This window comes from Paenibacillus sp. VTT E-133291, assembly GCF_002264395.1.
Classification (GTDB): Bacteria; Bacillota; Bacilli; order Paenibacillales; family Paenibacillaceae; genus Paenibacillus_AQ; species Paenibacillus_AQ nitricinens.
In genome coordinates this window covers 23,892-40,457 of the sequence record NZ_NFVA01000064.1, presented here as the reverse complement: position 1 = coordinate 40,457, position 16,566 = coordinate 23,892, and the positions used below count along the sequence as shown (strand labels likewise).

Sequence of the window (16,566 nt, the reverse complement as noted above, 5' to 3'; positions counted from 1 at the left end):
CCTCAGTTTCTACCTTCTTTCAATCTTCTCGGTACTGAAAACCGTACTTTTTGAACACGCACTTAAAGAAAAATATAATTTCCGTTTTATTAATCTGTTATTTAGCACCCGGCACATAAATCTTGTCAAAGATCCCGCCATCGTTAAAATGCTTCTCTTGCGTTTCTTTCCAGGTTCCGAATTTATCAGCCAATGTGAAGAGCTTTATTTCCGGGAACTTATCTTTATATTGTACTTTCACGCTTTCTAGCGTCGGGCGGTAGTAGTTCTCAGCTGCGATTTTTTGTCCTTCCTCCGTATAGAGATACTTCAAGTAAGCCTCGGACACTTCACGCGTATTTCTTTTATCCACAACCTTATCTACTATTGCTACCGGCGGTTCGGCCAGGATGCTCTCAGATGGATTCACGATATCGAATTTATCTGGACCAAGCTCTTCTACAGAAAGATAAGCTTCATTCTCCCATGCAATCAGCACATCGCCAATTCCACGCTCTACAAAAGTAGTCGTAGAACCGCGCGCACCCGTATCCAGCACCGGAACATGTTTGAACAATTCTTTTACAAATTCCTCAGCCTTAGCTTCGTCGTTATTGTTGTGGTCTAGCGCGTAACCCCACGCCGCCAAGTAGTTCCAACGTGCGCCACCTGATGTTTTCGGATTCGGTGTAATCACTTCTACGCCTTCCTTAAGCAGATCTGGCCAATCTTTGATTCCTTTTGGATTTCCTTTGCGTACTAAGAATACGATCGTCGAGGTGTACGGTGAACTGTTATGATCAAATTTACTTTGCCAACCTTCATTAATAAGGCCCTTTTCTTGCAATGCATCAATATCATAACCAAGTGCTAATGTCACAACATCCGCTTCCAGACCATCAAGCACAGCACGGCTTTGTTTCCCCGATCCACCGTGGGATTGTTTAATGGTGACCTTCTGTCCTGTTTCTTTCTCCCAATAGGCAGCAAAAGCTTTATTATAATTCTCGTACAATTCGCGAGTAGGGTCATAAGATACGTTCAGTAGTTCTACTGGATCTTTGGATGGCGCTTTTGTAGCTTCAGCAGCATTCGTGGCCTCCGCTGTGTTGGTTGTTGCCGGTGTGTCCGTTGCCGAACTAGCACTATTTCCGCTATTGTTATTGCCGCCGCAAGCAGCAGTAAGTCCTGCCGTCAACAACAAGGTAAATCCTACAAGAAGCCCTTTATTCATAGCTCTCTTCATCATTCCCACTCCCCCATGTTCTTCTTGCCTTCATTTCTTTCGTAAAAAAAGAACGGAGGAAAGCCCACGTATGGCAAGTCAAACCGGTCCTATGACACGTGTCTGCGAGCCTAATGCAGGCGTTCCTCCGTCTGTACGGTAAGAACTTTCTTCAATTATTCCTATCTACTTAGTTGGTTTATATGGATATAATACTGAAACCCTTTAACCGTGTCAAACCTTTTTTTCCAACCAATGACAAAGGAATCTTTCAATTCCCCTCGCTATACAGGCAATGGTGTGGGTTCCTGTAAGATCCACTTGTTATTGATGCTATAAAGTAATATTATTGCTACAGCTTATGGTCTAGAGAAATTACCGCTTAATGTCGGGAGTGAGAATATCATGGGTATGGATTTAGAGTACGCCCCTGCGCCGATAAGACCACGGCTTCATAGGAGAATGACTCAAGAAATTAGTCGAAGGATTAGGGGAACTTACCGTTATGATACAACGGTCTGGAGGACAGCAATCGCTGGTCTTTGGATCGTTTGCTTTTTGGCCTTCACCACTGCCGTATTAGGTATCCCCACTGGATTAGGGGTGCCAACAGATATTGCACTTGCTGCAGGGACGAGTACTATTCTGCTGGCCATTGCCAGCAATATCATTGCTGGCCTGATCGCGTTGACCGGACTGCGCATCCCGCGTCTATTCGCAGGCTGTGTATTGAGCGATGTTGGAGCGATTCTACTAATCTTATATTATGCAGATTTTGAGATTGAAGCTGCGGCTGTCATTGCTGTTCTACTATCAGTATTAGGTGCCTTGGGCGGATTAGCCATCGGTCTGCTGCGCAGTAAAAGAATAACTATGGGACTTCTGCTTACTATTACGGTGACTTTTTCCCAACTTGCTCTGGCAAACGGAGTGCAGGAACTACCTACTTTAGAACCCATTGATATCAGTGATTTCGATGTAATTCCATTAACAGCCGCAAGTCCGTCACAACCTGGCAATCAAACCTATCAGACCTTCACTTATGCCAGCGGTAAGGATTTGCATCGGACCGAATACGGCAAGGATACCAATGTGATCTCTTCTACAGTAGATGCTTCTGCTTATATTAAGGATTGGTCAAAACTCCGCACTTTATTCTGGGGTTTCAATTATAATGCACTTCCACTGAACGGCCGAGTATGGATGCCTGAGGGCGAAGGTCCCTATCCGGTAGTTCTGATGGTGCACGGAAATCATATGATGGAGGATTACTCTGACGGAGGCTATGCTTATCTCGGTGAACTCTTGGCCAGCCGGGGGTTTATCGCAATTTCCCTGGATGAGAATTTTCTGAACTATTCTGCTTGGTCCGGTATTCCGGACAATGATTTCAAAGTACGGACCTGGATCATTCTAAAACACCTGGAGCAGCTAGCAGCTTTCTCGGATGAACCAGACAATCCTTTTTATCAAAAGATAGATTTCACAAAAACCGCCCTGCTCGGCCATAGCCGTGGAGGACAAGCTGTTGCTATGGCAGCAGATGCCGATCGCTGGTTCAAAAATGATCCCGTGATGAAGGCAGCAGATCGTTTTAATATAGCCTCTGTAATCGCCCTTGCCCCTACGGACAAAACGATAGACGATCAGCAAGCCCGTCTCAAGGATGTCAACTATTTGACGCTCCAAGGGGCTCGTGATGGGGATGTACATGATTTCTATGGTGACCGGCAGTATATACGTACTTCCTATTCCCAAGGGTCCGCTGCTTTCAAAAGCTCGCTGTATATTGCGGACGCCAATCACAGTCAATTCAACAGCGATTGGGGCGCGTATGATCAGACATTACCTGCTGGCCTCTTTTTAAATCGAGCGCAAATTATGGATGCAGACAAGCAGCGGCAAATCGCTAAAGTGTATGTGTCAGCTTTTCTGGAGACCACTTTGCATGGAAAAGACGAATACCAGAGCTTATTCCGGGATTACCGCAGCGGACTGAAATGGCTGCCGGAGACCACTTACTACAATCGATTCCAGGATTGGGGATATCGTCCAGTAGCCACATTTGACGAGGATCGCAACAAGAATACCGTTAATCTCGGAACAGCAGAAGCATCCGGATTATCCTGGTCGGAAGAGCTCGCGAAGGATCGTGAATCGAAGAGCAAAGCCACATATGGTGTCGTTCTTGAACGTACAGCCAAAAAAGACGAGGAAGCTTATTACAACATTAAGCTTAAAGATAGTGTTGTTACTGAAATGGCTCTTTCAGACGCAGATGGCCTTACATTTTCCTTAGCAAACCTCAATGGTGATATCAAAGATGAACTAAGTATTCCGCTACCTCCCAATGTAGAGGTTGAGTTAACCGACAAAAATGATACCTCAGCACGCTTGCCGTTAAGTGTGGTAATGGATATTTTGCCACTGCCGCAAACTCAGTTCACGTTATTCCCATGGCTTGAAGAACGGATTAATGATGGGAAGTACGGTGATCTGTCCGAAGCTGTATTTCAAACCTATGAGATGCCGTTCGAACAGTTTCAAGAGGAGGAACCTGAGCTAGAGCCTGAGAACCTGACGGAAATCACCTTCTACCTTGAAGCCGAGGGAGATAAAATCATGCTAGATGACATCGGATTTTACGATCTAGGAATTCGAAATATATTTTAAGGTAACTTGCTATTATACCTTTAAGGCCTTCCCCTCAGCACATGTACAGCTGATTGGAAGGCCTTTTATTTTGATGAATTTCGGGGAATAGCCCCTAATATTGAAACATACAATAACCTATTGCCAGCCTACAAGGCTTGAATACAAACCGGTGTCTTAATCTTCAACTCATTCCCTGTAGGAATTAATCTGCCACTGTCACTATCGATGGAGAACGAAGTAATAATATCACTATTTTGATTCGCAGCGAGCAGCTTGCCACCAATAATGGCGAAATTACGCGGAGTACGTCCGCCTGTAACCTGCCAATCTACCGCTTCAAGATGACCAGTTGAACCCTCAATATGGAACAAGGCAATACTGTCTTGTCCCCGGTTTGAGACATACAGGAATTTACCACATGGCGATACATGAATATCGGAAGCTGTATCGTCACTCCCCGCATTATATTGCTCTGGAAGCGTGCTGACATGCTGTAAAATGCTGAGGTTTCCATTCTGCTCATCATTAGCAAACACCGTAACTGTACAGTTTAGTTCATTCGCCAGGTAAATCCATTGTCCTGAAGGATGTACTGCCAGATGGCGGGGGCCTGAACCTGGTGGGAGATCAATCTCCCGATGCTTAGACAGCTTACCTTCTTCAAGGCGATAAATCAGAATTTGATCCAATCCCAAGTCGCAAACCAAGATATGCTTACCGCTTCCATCCGGAATAACAGAGTGTGGATGCGGAGCTTCCTGACGGTCTTCACGAATTCCTGAACCCACATGCTTCACTTGGTCAGACATGACCTGAAGCGAACCATCCTCATTTACAGGAAATACGTTGGCATTGCCACCGGAATAATTAGAGACGAATATGTAATCTTGCTTAGGACTAATCGAGACATAACAAGGAGCGCCACCTTCCGTAGGACGACTTCCAAGTGGACTCAGCGCTTTAGTAACAGGATTAACAGCAAAAGCATAGACCTCGCCCTCATCCTTCTCACTAACCGCATAGAGCACGCTGCCTGTGCTGTTTACTGCTAAAAACGATGGATTCTCAATACCCTTAGTACCCTCTAGAATCTTCATTTCCCCTGATGAAGGACTAAGTGAGCATAGTAGAATAGCTTCCTCACCTTCAGGGTTATATGTTCCCACATAAAACAATACTTCATTAGGCCGTTCCATAGTAGCGACTCCTTTGTTTGTATATAGTGTATTTACTTCTTAATTACCCTTTACTAATAGCAGCTTACGCAGTATTTCATAATATTTTTTCACTATAGCATGTTTATAGTTGTAATACATTATCGAACGCGTATTTTAAGGCCATTTCCTAACTATCCCGGAACATGTAAGTTTTTACAAGTGGTTTAAACATGATTGGCAAGGTTAATAGTAGACATCGATAACAACAAAACGAAGGAGTTGAAGTAGCATGAGTTTCTTATGGATGTTAATTGTTGGTGGGATTATTGGTTGGTTAGCGGGTCTGGTTATGGGCAGAGATATTCCAGGCGGGGTTATTGGTAACATTATCGCTGGTATTATCGGTTCATGGCTCGGCGGCGTGCTTCTGGGAAGCTGGGGACCTAAAGTAAGTGATTTCTACTTCTTCCCTTCTTTGATCGGTGCGATTGTCCTGATCTTTATCGTCAGCCTTATTCTTCGCTCGACAAGTGGACGTAGCCGTTCATAAGCTTAGGCTGAACCAATAACTATTGGACTACTTATATTATTAAAAATAGCAGGTCAAGGTTAACTACCTTGACCTGCTATTTGGTGTTTTCGGCCTCTTTCTACTTAAAGTAGTATGCAGTGCTTTTTATGGAGCTACTACCTCCATACAGCGGCTACACTTCAATGTTCTGCCATCGTTTTTCTGTTATAATGAAGATACAAGTGACTCAAATCATAGAGAGGTCGTGAATCATGGGTAGCATCAACCCCTCACTCCTACATATCGGCTCCACTATAGGGACCTTGCTCATGGCGCTAATGGTTATTTTTATTCGGCTAAAAGCTAGCGCACGTCCGGTTACCATTCGAAAAATATGGATTCCACCTCTCGGGATGTCGACTGGCTTTGCCATGTTCGTTGTACCTGAAGTTAGGTTCCCTTGGTGGTGGGCAGCGCTCGCCTTTCTAATTGGCTGGTTCATCTTTGCGTATCCTCTAATACGCAGCACAAACTTCGAACAACGGGATGGACAAATTTATGCTCAGCGTTCAAAGAGCTTTGCTTTCATTCTGCTCGGCCTCCTTTTAGTTCGCACCTTACTCCATGAATTTATTAATAGTTATGTTAGTATCCCTCAGTCCGGTGGATTATTCTTCATCTTGGCCTTCGGAATGATTCTTCATTGGAGATTCTTTATGTACAAACGTTATAAAGCTATCACCTCCTCGGAGGCACAGTCCCTACAGTCATAAGTATATATTGATATTCTAAGAAGCCATCTCAATTCATACGATTGAGATGGCTTCTTACGCGGATGAATACCTTAAAGTAAACAACATTTTTTTATGTCCGATGTTAGGTAACTTCTGGAGGGATACGTTAAAATATATGCATACTAACAATAGAAAGCGAGGTCAAGGCAATTGAAAAGCAAATCAAGAAAAGTTGCCATCGTCGGTGCCGGAATGGTCGGTTCCAGCTGCGCCTACTCCATGGTTAATCAGGCCATTTGCGACGAGATCATGATGATCGACCGCACCTATGACCGCGCTATGGCACAAGCACTTGATCTCTCACACTGCATGGATTTCACAAGCACACGCACCAAGGTGTATGCCGGAACCCATAGCGACTGCGCAGGAATGGATGTAGTTATCTTAACCGCTGGCGCTAATCCAAAGGCTGGTCAGACAAGACTTGACGTCCTGGAAGCCTCTGCAGTTATTACTAGAGAAATTATTACCAACATTATGGCTGGGGGATTCGATGGAATATTCGTAGTCGCCGCTAATCCGGTCGATATTGTCACCTATATGGTATGGAAAATATCAGGGCTTCCTCGCCATAGAATTATTGGTACAGGAACCTCCATTGACTCCTCGCGCCTTAAGACACTACTGTCTGATGTGTTCTCCATAGATCCGCGCAGCGTTAACGGCTACGCACTTGGAGAACATGGTGAATCCCAGTTTGTAGCTTGGTCACATGTGACGATTGGCGGCAAGCCCATCCTGCAAATTATGGATCAGCATCGTGAACGCTTCCACCATCTGGATCTGGAGGACATCTCCCGCAAGACCAAAGATGCGGGCTGGGAGATATTCACCAAAAAAGGCTCCACACATTTCGGTATTGGCAGCGCACTGGCTTACATTACTCGTTCCATTCTGAATGATGAGCATAAGATCATTGCCGTATCCGCAATTCTGGATGGAGAGTACGGGCAAAGTGGTATATGTACCGGCGTACCTGCCATTATTGGCAACACTGGAATTCAAGAACTACTGGAGCTTAACCTAAACACCGAAGAAGCGGAGAAATTCAACGCCTCCTGCAGCATTGTTCGCTCAGGCATTGAGAGCCTACATTTGGAAGACAGCATTTAATCTCCTGCAAACGGAAAAATCGCTCTTTAGGGATCAGTAGATAACACCAATACCCTAAAGAGCGATTTTTTTATCCTTGATCTTTAACCTTTAATGCTCGGATACTGTTCAGTACAGCCAGCACGGTTACCCCAACATCAGAGAAGACAGCCTCCCACATCGTGGCAATCCCAAATGCGCCGAGAATAAGAAATATAGCTTTAACACCTAAAGCGAAAATAATATTTTGCCATACGATCATCCGTGTACGCTTGGCAATTCCGATAGCAACAGGAATCTTCGAAGGTTCATCCGTCATAATTACAATATCTGCCGCTTCAATCGCAGCATCGGAGCCCAGTCCGCCCATTGCGATCCCAACATCTGCTCTAGCTAGTACTGGGGTATCGTTAATTCCATCACCGACAAAAATAATTTTCTCGCGATGTGACTTTTCACGATCCAGCTTCTCGATGGCCTCTACCTTATGCTGCGGCAAAAGCTCCGCGTGTACCTCATCTACACCTAACCGCTTCCCAACATCTTCAGCTACAGAAGAAGCATCGCCAGTTAACATCACCGTTTTACGGATGCCAAGCTTCTTGAGGCTCTGAATAGCCTGCTGCGAGTCCTCCTTCACTTCATCAGCAATCACCAGGTAACCCCCATACTGATGATCCACCGCGATGTGAACAACTGTACCACTCTGCTCTGGCACCTCATAAGCTATGCCTTCTCGCTCCATCAGACGCGCGTTACCTGCAAGTACGGTCTTACCTTCAATCGAAACCTCGATCCCATGACCGGAGATTTCATTGTAATTCGAGATCGCTTCCTTAGAAATCTGTTCTCCATAAGCCGCCCTAATCGATTCGGCAATCGGATGGTTCGAATGGCTCTCCGCATAAGCAGCTGTCTGCAGCAATTCATCCTTAGATTTGCCACCTGACGGATAAATTCCTGTAACCTTAAATTGCCCCTTAGTCAATGTTCCGGTCTTATCAAAGACAACTACTTTCACATCATTCAATGCTTCAAGATAGTTGCTTCCTTTAATCAGAATCCCACTGCGTGAAGCTGCACCAATCCCTCCGAAGAAACCAAGTGGAATCGAGACCACAAGCGCACATGGGCAGGAGATCACTAGAAAGACAAGCGCCCGGTAAATCCAATCTGAAAAGGTCGCCCCGCTAATCACTAGTGGAGGAATGACAGCTAGCAGTACTGCTGTGATCACTACTACAGGGGTGTAAGCCCGTGCAAATTTAGTAATAAAGTTCTCCGTTTTGGCCTTGTTGCTCGAAGCATTCTGCACTAGCTCCAGAATTTTGGATACCGCTGATTCTCCAAAGGTCTGAGTGACTTGCATCGTAATAACACCGTTCCGGTTAATAAACCCACTTAATACCGTACTTCCTGGTCCAGCCGAACGCGGCACAGATTCCCCGGTAAGTGCTGATGTATCCATCATAGCGTTACCCTCAAGGATCGTTCCGTCCAGAGGTACCTTCTCACCCGGTTTCACAACAATCAAATCACCGATCGCTACTTCCTCGGGAGAGACTTTTTTCAGATCATTTCCAAGCTTAAGATAAGCAAATTCAGGACGGATATCCATAAGTGCTGTGATAGATCGGCGTGAGCGGTTTACTGCTAGACCTTGGAACAGCTCGCCGATTTGGTAAAAGAGCATAACCGCTACGCCCTCTGGATACTCACCAATCGCAAAAGCACCGATGGTTGCAAGAGCCATCAAGAAATTCTCATCAAACACCTGACCCCGGATAATGTTTTTAACCGCCTGCCAGACAACTTCACTGCCCACGATGAGATAGGCTGCTAAGAAAATCAGCAGTTCTACTACACCCTCTACCGGTAAGAATATTCCGGCAAGCGCAAGTATCCCACCGCCACCTAACCGCAGTAGAATCTTACGGGTATCACCTACTCCATGCTCGTGGCTGTGGCCATGGCTGTGACCATCCGCATCATCATGCTTATGTCCGTCTGCAGTCTGATGATCATGTTCATGGCCATGTTTGTGATCCTCCCCATGCTTGTGACTACTGTTATTCTGCAGCTTGCGACTGCCCTGAGCCTTCTCTCTTACATTTACATGGGGCTCAAGTGCCTTCACCGTTTTCTTTGCTTCTACAATCGCCGATTCCTCATAACCTGCGGCGGTTTCCATCGTCATTGTCTTCGTAACAAAATTAACGGAACAAGACGATACGCCCTCGATTTTACTCACTTTATCTTCAATTTTCCTTGCGCAATTGGCGCAATCTAAGCCTTCTAATTCCCACTGACGTTTTACTTTTCCTTGCATCGTATCCATACGGCACATCTCCTCAAATAAAAACCATATATGAGCACTTGTTCATATGTTTTCTTATTGCTATTATATTCCCTTTATTTTTGAAGGTCAATACGGGATATACACCATTTTTCTCCGCTCCCATAAAAATTAAATAAATTGACCTTTTCGTGAAAATATGGTAAATCATGTATGATTGCATCCGAGATGGATTGGCAACTAAATTACACAGAAGGAAGGATGAATATATACCATGTCAAAGCTAGCCAAGACGTCTTCTTTTTCACAGAAACACCCTGTTTGGACCGTTGTTATTATTGAGGTGCTGTTACTTTTAGCGGTATCTGCCGCCGGAACTTACGCTACAATCAAAGAGCTTTCGTATACCGCCCCAGTACTGATTTCCTTTATTCCAATCGCACTTGTACTGATCGTCTACTTCACGGTTAAGAACAAATGGAGTGATCTTGGCTTCCGTCCTCTGAACACCATATCCTCAGGGAATTGGATCTATTATGCACCTCTAGTGGTTATCCTGATTACCATTTCCTTTAAAGGCTTTCGTGAGATCAGTACGTCTGAGGTGTTGTTCTTTATCTTCTTCACCCTGCTTGTAGCCTTTGTAGAAGAAAGTATTTACCGCGGATTGATTTTCAAGACTTTACTCACTAAGGGCGCTAAAACGGCTGTGATTAATTCAAGCATACTCTTCTCTATTACCCACTTACTTAATGCTTTATCCGGTACAGACATGACGCAAATCCTCCTACAGCTCGTATATTCTGTTCTGATCGGTTTTGTGCTTTCTTTGTTGATGCTGAAAAATAATAATATTCTACCGCTGATATTGTTTCATTTTGTACATAATCTGATTCAGTTTGTTGGTAACGATAATACAAGCGAATATATGGGGATCGATCTATTCATTCTTCTCGTACTCGCTGTGCATTGTCTCTGGCTGGCTCTATCCTTTAGAAAACCAACCGTATCGAGCAACCTAAATCAATCTAGTTAACAAACTAAACCCTTGCTTCACGATATCTATAAGAAAAGGGAATCCCGTCAGCCATTACATGGCTTTTGAGATTCCCTTTTTTGATGTAAAAAAATACTTAATACCCAGCTATTCGTGACGGACATGCTCATGGGTCTGCAGAAAAATCTGCTCTACATGCGCATCGTTGAGCGAATAGAATACCGTCTTTCCTTCTTTACGACGCTTCACAATTCGTAAATTCCGTAAATAACGGAGCTGATGGGATATCGCAGATTGTCCCATATCAAGGATCACGGACAAATCGTGTACACATAATTCTTGCTGGGACAAAGCGTAAATGAGCCTCACTCGTGTGGGATCACCCAACGCTTTGAACATCTCTGCCATTTTATCCGTTATTTCTCGGTCAGGCAAAATCAATGCAATGGATTCCGGTTCAAGCTCCGAACCCTTGCATGTGTTATCGCAATCTTCTAATGCCGTTGGCTCCATGCTATCGCCTCCTCCACCAGCTAGTCAGCTTTGCTGATTGTGTTCCTCAATTATATGAAAACCAGCTCTGGATGTCCATCGAGAAGGCGTTTATAAGAATCGCTGTAAATCAGACCGCTTTACGATAAAAGGAGAGTAGTCCTGCCGCAAAAAACACAATAAAACTACCGCCCACTACTATCATCAGCGTTTCGAACGGTAAATTAAAAGCACCAAACGTGTCATCACCATACGGCATCATAGCCAACATCGGCTGTACCCAAGGATAATAGGGGCCAAAGGTTGAAGAATTGGCGATCAGCATATTAGGAATGGTCAGACTCACATTAAGCGCCAGCGGTGCGCCAAAACTGCTCCAGCCTTGAGAGATTGCCAGCTGCAGTGCAGCGAGTGGCAGACAGGCAATAAAGCCGCCAAATACCGAACTTAGTAGCAGCGACCAGGGAATTGATCCTGGAACATCTCGGAATAAGCCCATCCCTAGTACCATCACCAGAAACGTTAGTTGAACCGCAGCCAGCAATCCGATAATCATCACATATTTTGAGAGGTACACTGATAACCGAGTCACAGGCAGAGACAGCAGCATCTTCCAGCCCCCGTCATGATGCTCATAACGACAGATCAGCGCTGCAAAAATACCCGAGAGCACAGGTAGAAACAGCAAGGCATGCATCATGGACATCACATTTAACAGCAGTTCCCAACTCATCTTCTCCCCTTGATTATCTGCCAATGCCCCGGGAAGTAATGCTAAAATCGGGCTGCCTATAACTAAAATCCAGACATATGATTTAGACATTTTTAATCGTTCTGCCGACAACACTCTCCAAAATGTATTCATCGTTAATCCACATCCTTTCGTGCGAAGTGCAGTGCACCCTGCAAAAGAATCAGCAGCCCCAGCAGCAACCCTGCACCGCTAAATAAGAGACGATGCGAAGATTCCCAAGCCATATATGGCCATGTTAAAGGAACCCACTCCGAAAGTAACATGGAGAAGATAGACACCAGAGATAAGGTTATTCCAAGAGCAACTGGCAATGTCTGATTACGGTTAGCCAGAGAAAGCCACAGCTGCAAAGCGATAACCGGCAACGCTGCAATAAAGGACATAAAGCCAATTCGTAATACATCCAAATATGGTATCAGTTCGACCTTGAAGCCTAAAACAAGCCCTAAACCAACTGTACCCACCGAGAGCAGCAAACAAGAAACCGCCACTAGCGCCAAACATAATACCAGCTTAGCCATAAATACTGAAGTACGTGAGATAGGTAGCGCCAAGAGCTGCTTCCACGAGCTCATCTGATGTTCTACATTTGCAATCAACGAGCATACTAAGGTCCCTCCGAGAAAAAGAGCAATGGGCACAAAGGCAGCCACATTGTTCAGAAGCCCACCCCATAGATCCGCGCCATACTGCTCACGAAGATAGTCATAACGAAGGCCGAAGTTTAGGCCTTGCATGGCTACAATTCCAAGCGGTCCAAGAAACACTAGAAACCAGAGTCCCTTGCCACGGATTTTGAGCCAATCCGCCGACAGTGCCCGCCACATCATGATTCCTCTCCTCCTACAACCTGCAGGAAGAAGTCCTCAAGTGATTGTCTCCGCTCCTCTACACGATAAATAGCATGCCCGTTCTCTACCAAGGCTTTGACTAGCAAGGCAACTCTTGCATCGATCATCCGGGAGAAGACTAGCTTTTGGTCTTGAAGTATCCCTGTGTATCCCCGTTCTTCAGCAAGGCGCAGCGCGGCCTCCGGGTCCGAGACTGCTAACCGCATTTCTCCCCCGGCTTGCCGCTGCAGATTCGTTATACTATCTTGGTATACCATTTGCCCTTGACGAATGATCCCTACGGTATCCGCCATTTGCTCAATTTCACTAAGCAAGTGACTGGATACTACGACAGTAATCCCTTGCTCCTGCGGCAATCGTTTAATCAGTCCGCGAATCTCCTGAATCCCTGACGGGTCAAGTCCGTTCGTCGGCTCATCCAGAATAAGCAGCTCCGGTTCCCCGAGCAAGGCAGCAGCAATACCTAGTCTCTGCTTCATCCCGAGAGAGAACCCTTTCACTGGACGTTTCTCTTCCCCTGTTAAGGAAACAATATCAAGCACCTCAGCAATCCGTGACTTCGGAGCACCAAGAATACGGCGGATGGCTTCAAGATTATCCACAGCGCTTAAGTGCCCGTAATAGGATGGAGATTCGACAAGCGACCCTACCTTCCGCAAAATTTGCAGCTTATGCTTGCGAAGATCCTGGCCGAACACCTCAATCCCTCCTGATGTCGGAGTGATCAGTCCAAGCAGCATACGAATCGTCGTTGTTTTTCCAGCCCCGTTTGGGCCTAGAAAACCATAGATTTCTCCCTTGCGGATATTCAAATTTAAATTTTCTACCGCAGCCCGGCCACGGTATTTTTTTAATAAATCCTTCGTTTCAATCACTGTTTCTTTCATGTTCCTCACCTCGGTAATTAGCATAACGTCCCAAGGTTAAGAACAAGGCGGCACGAAGTTTAAGTTTTGTTTAAATTTCATCCCGTGGATTGAAGATTACAATAGAGGTACCATCTCCTCTACTCTCCATATCCCACTCTAACTCCATATGCTTCATTAACAGATCCACGATGGACAGCCCTAATCCTGCCCCTTTGTAATCGGATGGACTCTGGATACCTCTGCCGTGATCCGTAATCAAAATAACACGTTTCCCATTACGGGACTCCGTAGAAATCCCTACATAAAGACCACTGCTGGCATGACGTACAATATTCTGAAATAGATTATCAAGAATACGGCGGAACCAGACCTCATCCACCATCCAGAACAGCGGTTCAGCCTCCAGTTCAATATCGATCTCGAAGGTCTCTTTTTCCCATACGGGGTACCAAGCAGCAGCACTTTCCCGCAACAAGCGCAAGACATCTTTACGCTCTCGCTTCAAAGTGATCCGTCCGCTGTTGAGAAGATTGTAGGATAAAAGATTCTCAATCAAGACGCTAAGATCTGCTATACGCTTATCCATTAGCTCTAGGGACTGTTGTCCTTTTGGGGTTAAGCTCTCCTTAGTCATTACATGGATGTGGCTGCGGATAACGGTTAGCGGTGTACGTAAATCATGAGATAAGTTGGATACTAGACGCTTACGCAGCTCTTCCTCTTCGATTTCCCTCTTTCGGCTTTCGTCAAGCTTCGCCACCATCGTATTAAAAGCTTCCTCCAGTCTGCCTATCTCATCCAGCTTGCCCGTCATAATAGACTTAGGCATTCTATCCGGTCCCGTAATTGTCATCGCGGTTTGCAGCTGTAGTAGCCGTTTGCGTATTTTTCTAAAGAACAGCAAAGAAACCAGTGCGAACCCTCCAAAAAGTACAAAGAGCACAAAGTAATACAAAGCCCAAGCCCCGACTCCCCCATAAGCGCCTTTGTTGAGCAGCTTGTTTGGAATTTGCATTACCATAAACCCTTTACCCGCATCCACTCGGTCTCCCATGAAGGCGACGATGGCTAAAGGATCACGCTTTGTACTTTCTTTCATAAAATAAATAGCCTCAGCCGCAGTCCACTGCTCCGGAACTCCGCTGCCATGATCCGGATTGCCTTTATCAGGTGTGAGAATCAATCGGGTCATTCCCTGCCCATCTACCCAAAACATAGTAGCCTCAGTGTATTTCCGGCTCAGTTCATCTAACCGCTTATTTATGCCTTCCGAAGAAGCATCTTCCAATTGAAGCGCCTCTTTATGCCACATGGCCTCCAGCGCTGCAACACTCGAATACAAAGAGGTATCTACAGGTGGAGCCCCTTTAGTCACTTCATTAACCATATTGTAGAGAACAAAAGATAACGGCAGAACCACAGGGATAAAAAGCAGTGCAGAAACGATAATAAGCAAATATCCCGACAGCAAAGAGGAGTTGCGCTGCTTACGAATGCGCCCTAACCCCCTCATGCTCTTACCCGATATCCAATCCCCCGGACAGTTTCTATAATTTCCGGATTGCCCGGATCAAGTTCTAACTTTTCGCGCAAATATCGTATATGTACCATCAAAGTTTTATCCCCTTCGAGATAGGCTTCTCCCCAGACGGCTTCATAAATCTGCTCCTTCGTCATAATCTGGCCGAGATGACGCAGCAAATAAGAAAAAATCTGAAATTGCTTACCCGTAAGCATGACTTCTTCCTGAGTCTGAGCATTTATTACTCGGTTATCTCCTTCATATACGATTAGGTGCTTAAGCGTGAGCGAATCCTGAACAGATGCCCCATTCCGCCTGAGCAGCACTTCAATTCTGGCTGCCAATTCATCCGGATGAAAAGGCTTCGTCAAATAATCATCCGCGAATTCAAGCCCCTGCAGTTTATCATCAATGGAAGTTCGTGCGGAGAGCATCAAGATCGGAAGCTTAGGGTACGCCCGCTTCAATCGTTGTCCGACAGTAAAGCCATCCAGGCCCGGAAGCATTACATCCAGAATGGCCAATTGACAAGGCGAAGCTTCCTCCGTCGCTCCCTCCCCGCTCCGCAGCCAACGCACACTATAACCACGCTCACTTAAATCCGCAGACACGACGCTGCCGATTTCATGATCATCTTCAATATATAACAGAGTGACGGTCATGTATTTTAAGTCCTCCCCTGAGAAATTACGTAAAAAGTTGAAGTCATTATAACATGTTTTAACAGGATACTCAGGGACTTATCTTTTAAAAAAAGCCCTCCTAAACCCATGGGGGATAGGAAGGCTCTCGGAAACGATTTTAAATTGGTTTAGGGAGTCCACACGCCGTGCTCTTTATTACTGCCAACATACTCAATACGCGTTGGAGTAAGTTCAAGAATCACATAATTAGGATCATCGGGTCCTGTAAACCATGGCTCCAGCTCTTTGTTCCATACCTTTGTGCGCAGCCCTTCATCCTTAGAAACGGCAGCGGTGGCTTCAATCTCCAGCACATCTTTGCTTCCGCCTGACTCATATCCAAGCAGCAAAAAGGCGTTCGGATTATTCGATAATTCCTCCACCTTATGAGTTTTGCGATTCGTAGCTAAATAAATCTTCAAACCCTCATGGAAAATAGCCATATAACGTACTTTCGGCTTATTTCCTTCTTCGATCGTACCAAAGGAACCGAACTTGTTGGCATCCAATGCTTTAATAATGAGTTGCTCCAGTTGTTTGTTATCCATTACGTAAATCTCTCCCTTCAAGCATGTAAACAAAAGTTTATATATCCAAGCTCACCGTTTGGATTTATCATAACAATGGTGCTTATTATAATGTACCCTTCAGGTTCACATTGAATCCGACCTTACTCCATAAACTACTTT

The 16,566-nt window shown here is 45.3% G+C and carries 15 protein-coding genes; 5 read left to right on the top strand and 10 right to left on the bottom strand.

Translation table 11 applies throughout. The features are described 5' to 3' along the window. Positions 1–97: 97 nt before the first annotated feature. The gene (locus CA598_RS22140; RefSeq protein ID WP_094877917.1) at positions 98–1,225 is read right to left on the bottom strand and encodes a sulfate ABC transporter substrate-binding protein; all 1,128 of its coding nucleotides are present in this window, start codon (positions 1,223–1,225) and stop codon (positions 98–100) included. Positions 1,226–1,609: 384 nt separating this feature from the next. Between CA598_RS22140 and CA598_RS22135 the strand changes: the two genes are divergently transcribed. Continuing rightward, positions 1,610–3,877 carry an alpha/beta hydrolase family protein gene (locus CA598_RS22135; RefSeq protein ID WP_094877913.1) on the top strand — a complete coding sequence of 756 codons (2,268 nt, stop codon included), beginning with the start codon at positions 1,610–1,612 and terminating at the stop codon, positions 3,875–3,877. Positions 3,878–4,005: 128 nt separating this feature from the next. On the opposite strand, the gene CA598_RS22130 is transcribed toward CA598_RS22135, so the two are convergent. Continuing rightward, complete coding sequence (locus tag CA598_RS22130) at positions 4,006–5,055, bottom strand: lactonase family protein (RefSeq protein ID WP_094869702.1); 1,050 nt, start codon at positions 5,053–5,055, stop codon at positions 4,006–4,008. Positions 5,056–5,305: 250 nt separating this feature from the next. Between CA598_RS22130 and CA598_RS22125 the strand changes: the two genes are divergently transcribed. The 3 genes from CA598_RS22125 to CA598_RS22115 all read left to right on the top strand — a co-directional run bounded on the left by CA598_RS22125 (position 5,306) and on the right by CA598_RS22115 (position 7,434). After that, entirely contained in the window at positions 5,306–5,566 is a 261-nt protein-coding gene (locus CA598_RS22125) for a GlsB/YeaQ/YmgE family stress response membrane protein (RefSeq protein WP_094869701.1), read from the top strand. A gap of 233 nt (positions 5,567–5,799) precedes the next feature. Further along, positions 5,800–6,300 carry a CcdC family protein gene (locus tag CA598_RS22120; RefSeq protein WP_094869700.1) on the top strand — a complete coding sequence of 167 codons (501 nt, stop codon included), beginning with the start codon at positions 5,800–5,802 and terminating at the stop codon, positions 6,298–6,300. A gap of 171 nt (positions 6,301–6,471) precedes the next feature. Beyond that, positions 6,472–7,434 carry an L-lactate dehydrogenase gene (locus tag CA598_RS22115; protein ID WP_094877912.1) on the top strand — a complete coding sequence of 321 codons (963 nt, stop codon included), beginning with the start codon at positions 6,472–6,474 and terminating at the stop codon, positions 7,432–7,434. Positions 7,435–7,504: 70 nt separating this feature from the next. On the opposite strand, the gene CA598_RS22110 is transcribed toward CA598_RS22115, so the two are convergent. Further along, positions 7,505–9,751: a heavy metal translocating P-type ATPase gene (locus tag CA598_RS22110; protein WP_094877911.1), complete on the bottom strand. Its 2,247-nt coding sequence runs from the start codon at positions 9,749–9,751 to the stop codon at positions 7,505–7,507. 232 nt (positions 9,752–9,983) lie between these two features. Between CA598_RS22110 and CA598_RS22105 the strand changes: the two genes are divergently transcribed. Next, on the top strand, positions 9,984–10,745 hold the full coding sequence (locus CA598_RS22105; RefSeq protein ID WP_094877910.1) for a CPBP family intramembrane glutamic endopeptidase: 762 nt from the start codon (positions 9,984–9,986) through the stop codon (positions 10,743–10,745). A 108-nt stretch (positions 10,746–10,853) separates the two neighbouring features. Here CA598_RS22105 and CA598_RS22100 read toward each other — a convergent pair whose 3' ends face one another. The 7 genes from CA598_RS22100 to CA598_RS22070 all read right to left on the bottom strand — a co-directional run bounded on the left by CA598_RS22100 (position 10,854) and on the right by CA598_RS22070 (position 16,425). Continuing rightward, positions 10,854–11,219: an ArsR/SmtB family transcription factor gene (locus CA598_RS22100; RefSeq protein ID WP_094869696.1), complete on the bottom strand. Its 366-nt coding sequence runs from the start codon at positions 11,217–11,219 to the stop codon at positions 10,854–10,856. A gap of 109 nt (positions 11,220–11,328) precedes the next feature. Then, complete coding sequence (locus tag CA598_RS22095; protein WP_094877909.1) at positions 11,329–12,063, bottom strand: ABC transporter permease; 735 nt, start codon at positions 12,061–12,063, stop codon at positions 11,329–11,331. 2 nt (positions 12,064–12,065) lie between these two features. Beyond that, positions 12,066–12,782, bottom strand: coding sequence for an ABC transporter permease (locus CA598_RS22090; protein WP_094877908.1), 717 nt, complete (start codon positions 12,780–12,782; stop codon positions 12,066–12,068). Next, positions 12,779–13,690, bottom strand: coding sequence for an ABC transporter ATP-binding protein (locus tag CA598_RS22085; protein WP_094877907.1), 912 nt, complete (start codon positions 13,688–13,690; stop codon positions 12,779–12,781). The genes CA598_RS22090 and CA598_RS22085 overlap by 4 nt, the downstream gene beginning before the upstream one ends. 70 nt (positions 13,691–13,760) lie before the next feature. After that, positions 13,761–15,185: a HAMP domain-containing sensor histidine kinase gene (locus CA598_RS22080; RefSeq protein ID WP_094877906.1), complete on the bottom strand. Its 1,425-nt coding sequence runs from the start codon at positions 15,183–15,185 to the stop codon at positions 13,761–13,763. Continuing rightward, positions 15,182–15,856 carry a response regulator transcription factor gene (locus tag CA598_RS22075; protein WP_094877905.1) on the bottom strand — a complete coding sequence of 225 codons (675 nt, stop codon included), beginning with the start codon at positions 15,854–15,856 and terminating at the stop codon, positions 15,182–15,184. The genes CA598_RS22080 and CA598_RS22075 overlap by 4 nt, the downstream gene beginning before the upstream one ends. 149 nt (positions 15,857–16,005) lie before the next feature. Further along, positions 16,006–16,425: a pyridoxamine 5'-phosphate oxidase family protein gene (locus tag CA598_RS22070; RefSeq protein ID WP_094877904.1), complete on the bottom strand. Its 420-nt coding sequence runs from the start codon at positions 16,423–16,425 to the stop codon at positions 16,006–16,008. Between the last annotated feature and the right edge of the window lie 141 nt (positions 16,426–16,566).

Bases quoted from the DNA above. Each gene is read 5' to 3' on its own strand.
- CA598_RS22140 (WP_094877917.1), bottom strand. From the start codon at position 1,225: ATGAAGAGAGCTATGAATAAAGGGCTTCTTGTAGGATTTACCTTGTTG.
- CA598_RS22135 (WP_094877913.1), top strand. From the start codon at position 1,610: ATGGGTATGGATTTAGAGTACGCCCCTGCGCCGATAAGACCACGGCTT.
- CA598_RS22130 (WP_094869702.1), bottom strand. From the start codon at position 5,055: ATGGAACGGCCTAATGAAGTATTGTTTTATGTGGGAACATATAACCCT.
- CA598_RS22125 (WP_094869701.1), top strand. From the start codon at position 5,306: ATGAGTTTCTTATGGATGTTAATTGTTGGTGGGATTATTGGTTGGTTA.
- CA598_RS22120 (WP_094869700.1), top strand. From the start codon at position 5,800: ATGGGTAGCATCAACCCCTCACTCCTACATATCGGCTCCACTATAGGG.
- CA598_RS22110 (WP_094877911.1), bottom strand. From the start codon at position 9,751: ATGGATACGATGCAAGGAAAAGTAAAACGTCAGTGGGAATTAGAAGGC.
- CA598_RS22105 (WP_094877910.1), top strand. From the start codon at position 9,984: ATGTCAAAGCTAGCCAAGACGTCTTCTTTTTCACAGAAACACCCTGTT.
- CA598_RS22100 (WP_094869696.1), bottom strand. From the start codon at position 11,219: ATGGAGCCAACGGCATTAGAAGATTGCGATAACACATGCAAGGGTTCG.
- CA598_RS22095 (WP_094877909.1), bottom strand. From the start codon at position 12,063: ATGAATACATTTTGGAGAGTGTTGTCGGCAGAACGATTAAAAATGTCT.
- CA598_RS22090 (WP_094877908.1), bottom strand. From the start codon at position 12,782: ATGATGTGGCGGGCACTGTCGGCGGATTGGCTCAAAATCCGTGGCAAG.
- CA598_RS22085 (WP_094877907.1), bottom strand. From the start codon at position 13,690: ATGAAAGAAACAGTGATTGAAACGAAGGATTTATTAAAAAAATACCGT.
- CA598_RS22080 (WP_094877906.1), bottom strand. From the start codon at position 15,185: ATGAGGGGGTTAGGGCGCATTCGTAAGCAGCGCAACTCCTCTTTGCTG.
- CA598_RS22075 (WP_094877905.1), bottom strand. From the start codon at position 15,856: ATGACCGTCACTCTGTTATATATTGAAGATGATCATGAAATCGGCAGC.
- CA598_RS22070 (WP_094877904.1), bottom strand. From the start codon at position 16,425: ATGGATAACAAACAACTGGAGCAACTCATTATTAAAGCATTGGATGCC.